This is a genomic window from Marseilla massiliensis, from assembly GCF_016899955.1.
Classification (GTDB): Bacteria; Bacteroidota; Bacteroidia; order Bacteroidales; family Bacteroidaceae; genus Prevotella; species Prevotella intestinigallinarum.
Genome location: NZ_JACJJL010000060.1, coordinates 1 through 3,406, shown reverse-complemented (window position 1 = coordinate 3,406; position 3,406 = coordinate 1). Strand labels below are relative to the sequence as shown.

At 55.9% G+C, this 3,406-nt stretch carries 4 protein-coding genes and 1 pseudogene; all 5 read right to left on the bottom strand.

The features are described 5' to 3' along the window. Positions 1 to 380 (bottom strand): annotated as a pseudogene (locus H6B30_RS15685) (hypothetical protein); the annotation flags it as partial. 36 nt (positions 381 to 416) lie between these two features. Continuing rightward, positions 417 to 1,094 (bottom strand): DUF5045 domain-containing protein, encoded by a 678-nt coding sequence (locus tag H6B30_RS15680; RefSeq protein WP_205112201.1) that lies wholly within the window; start codon positions 1,092 to 1,094, stop codon positions 417 to 419. Next, positions 1,084 to 1,806 carry a hypothetical protein gene (locus H6B30_RS15675; RefSeq protein ID WP_239484173.1) on the bottom strand — a complete coding sequence of 241 codons (723 nt, stop codon included), beginning with the start codon at positions 1,804 to 1,806 and terminating at the stop codon, positions 1,084 to 1,086. The genes H6B30_RS15680 and H6B30_RS15675 overlap by 11 nt, the downstream gene beginning before the upstream one ends. 17 nt (positions 1,807 to 1,823) lie before the next feature. Next, entirely contained in the window at positions 1,824 to 2,564 is a 741-nt protein-coding gene (locus tag H6B30_RS15670; RefSeq protein ID WP_205112200.1) for a hypothetical protein, read from the bottom strand. After that, on the bottom strand, positions 2,552 to 3,406 hold an 855-nt coding region (locus H6B30_RS15665; protein ID WP_205112199.1), incomplete at its 5' end, for a TraG family conjugative transposon ATPase. The genes H6B30_RS15670 and H6B30_RS15665, both read right to left, overlap by 13 nt.

Sequence of the window (3,406 nt, the reverse complement as noted above, 5' to 3'; positions counted from 1 at the left end):
CTCTGCTTCTGCGCCACCTTCAGCTCGAAGGCGGCCACCTCCTTGTTCTTGGCCTGCGCCATCGCCTTGCTCGCGCTCTCCAGCCCCTTGCCGGGTACCTGGAGGGCGTCGCATATCCACGAGGAGGAAGAGATGCAGATGGAGATGCCGACGATGCGGAGGAGCTTCATCACGTCCATGCCGCGCCGTCCGAGCATCATCATCCAGCACTCGTAGGAACCTACGCAGAGGGCGAGCAGCAGCCCGATGATACGGGCAAGCCCCACCGCGTTGCCCAGCACGGCCACGTTGGGGAACGTCTCCATGGCGACGAGCAGCTTGTCCAGGCTCTCGTCGATGGCCGGAAGGCCTATGGTCAATAAAACAGCAGACAGTTGCATAATCGTATCCTTATCTTCATGTAATACATTCTAATTCTAATAATGTGTGGCGGCCACGGCACAGAGGTTGGCGGTCTGCTTCACAAGGGCTTCCATCTTTACTTTGGCTTCCTCATAGGCTTGCTGCCGCTTGGCGTTCTCCAGCCCGTAGCCCACGCCCGTCTTGCGGATATAGGCAATACCTGCGCAAAGGATTTCATTCTGCCTGCCCAGTTCGTCCACCTGCGGCTTCAATTTTCCGCCGCTTTTCGTCATGCAGTAGAGCAGGCCGTCGGTGATGCAGTCCTGCATCCGGTTGAACTCGTCCTTGTAGGCCGGATAGGCCAAATCCACGGCACGGTCGGCTTCTCGGACAAGCTCCTCCTTGTACAGCTCCTCCACATACCTGCGTTCTTCCTCCACCTTTTCCAGCTTCTGACGCTGGGTCTCCTCGGAGATGACCCGTGTGGGCATGATGCGCTTGATGTTCGACTTGGATTCCTTGAAGCGGACGCGGAAGCCGGACTTGAAGCCCGCCCATTTCCAGTACATCTCCGCGCCGGAGTAACCCTTGTGCAGGAAGTAGTAATACCAGTCGGGCGCGAAGTCCCACGGCCCGTTCTCCATGGACTGCCACTGCTTCTTCTTCTCGTTGTCACGGACGGGTACCTGTGCCTGAATGCCGGAGGCTGCCAACAGGCAGAGCAGGCATAGTGTAGTCATTCTATATCTCATATCCCTTGTTCCATTTGTCTATTACCGTTTTCGCTATCTCGTCCTTGACCTCGGAGTTCAGTATCTCCCAGATGTAGTCCGGCTTCCATCCGCAGTCGGTAATGAGGTAGCAGTACAGGTTCGCGTTGTCGATGATGTACCTTGCCCTGTCAATGGTGGTTTTAAGCGTCATCACCAGGTTCAGCTTCTCGTCCATGGAGGCTTTCATCAGGTTGATGCCGGAGGCGGCCACCGACGCATAGAGCTTGTAGCAGTGCTTCACTTCCCTCGATATGGCCAGGTTGGCGTCGGCATAGTACCACGCCACGAAGGGTTTCTTGCTGACATGGCCGAACGTGTTGGACGTGAAGTCCTTGTACTCTTTCACCAGTTGGTACAAGGCATTTGCGGTAGAAGAGATGGCACCGGCCAGCACCAGATAGGAATGGGCGTTGTCGAGCTTGGTGTTCAGGGTGGTGCGCACGTCGTTGAACTTGCCGGCCCCCTTAGTGATGAGCGACTGCTCGCCGAAGCTGGCGGCCACACGCTGCATGGCCTTGTCCTCGTCCTTCTTCACCGCCTTGTGCAGGGCTATCAGGGCCTCGATAGTCGGGAGGTCTTTGGGTATGACTCCGGCCGATACCCTGACGGGAAGCGACAGGACGGCCACTGCCACAAAGACGGCTGTAAATACCGCCCTACGATTGCTTATACCTTTTATATTATAGTCCATGGCTCTTGTTGTCTGGTTCAGTAATTGGAAGCCACAAGCCCGTTCCATGACCGGACAAGGCTGCCGACACGGTTCTTCATGGTCACTACGTTTGCCCATCCCTCCGGGTCGATGGCAAAGAAGAGGTCGTCCGCCGTGGCGTACTGCGCCATGAGCATCATGCCCTCCACCTTGTAGCGTATCTTCGTAAGGTCAGTATATATGCGGTTGGCCAGGGTCAGCCGCCCGTAACGGTCGAGCAGGTTGTAGCCGTCGCTTTTCCTCTCCGCCGTGGCATCCCCTTTGAGCGGGTTCTGTACCTTGGCGTTGTTCACGATGTTCACGAAGTCGCCCACCAGCTGCTGGGTCTCGGCTACGAGGTTGCCGAGTTCATTGAGGCAAAGCAGCTTGTTCGTAAACTTCGCCCTGCCCACCGTTTCAATAAGTTCCGGCACGTCTTTGAGGATATCGAAGGCGCAACTTCCGATTTCCTTGTAGTAAAGACTCTCCGTACCGAAACCGGAGATGTTTTCCATCGAGAACTTGTACAGTTCCTTGATGGTGGCCATGCTCACGGTGTAGAGTTCCAGTTTCTGCTTCTTGGAGGCGATGGAGTCCAGCCTTTGGTTGTGCTGCCCCTCGATGAGCTTCTGCGAGGCCATGTTGGCGCCCACCGTTGCGATGCAGTTACGGTCTATGACGATGCGCCATCCGGCAAACGTGGGGACGGACGCGGCAAACAGGAATGTTCCTAACAATATGGCTTTCAACTTTCCCATAATGACATTACTTTTTGATGTTGGTTGACTTCTCTGGCGAACTCCAGGTACTTGGGGTTGCCTGCTTTCTTCCGGTCGGCCTCGATGCGCGTGATGGCTTCCTGCACCGTGCCGTAGTGGCGCAGATATGTTTTCAACGCCTCTTTTTCCGTCCGCTCTGTGGTGTAGGCCCAGTAACATTCGGGGGCTTCCTCCACGCCGTAGACGTCGGAGTGCTGTCCACGGCATATCCACACCTCCTTGAAGTAGCTGCGCCCCTCGTGGTTGTCAAGCGCGTTGATGGTGAATATCTGCTGCCGCTGCACGGGCGTCAGGCCTAATATGGCGGCTATCTGTTCGTACCTGTCCTTGAACTTGGACTGGTCGAGCAGTATCTTCACGTCGGAGTTGTTGATGATGGCCTCCTTCACGATGGGCGAGTCTATCACGTCGTTCAGCTCCTGCGTGACCACCCCGGCGATGCCGTGGAACTTACGGACGGTCTTGTACAGGTACTTGATGTACTCCGCCATCGTGGGCGAGGCGATGGCCTTCCACGCCTCTTCGATAATCAGGGCCTTTCGCCCCTTCTTGATGCGCATTTTCTGGAGGAACACGTCCATGATGATGAGCACCACGATGGGGAAAAGCACGGGGTCATCTTTTATCTTGTCGATTTCGAAGACGATGAAACGCTCGTTGAAGAGGTCTACGTCCAGGTCGGCGTTCAGCGTCATTTCCAGCTCGCCGCCCCGGTAGAACTGCTTGAGGATGGCGGCGAAGTTATGTATGTCGAATGTTATTTTCTCCAGGGAAGTGATTTGCGGGATGCGCTCCACGGCGAACTCGTAGTAGGAGTTGAA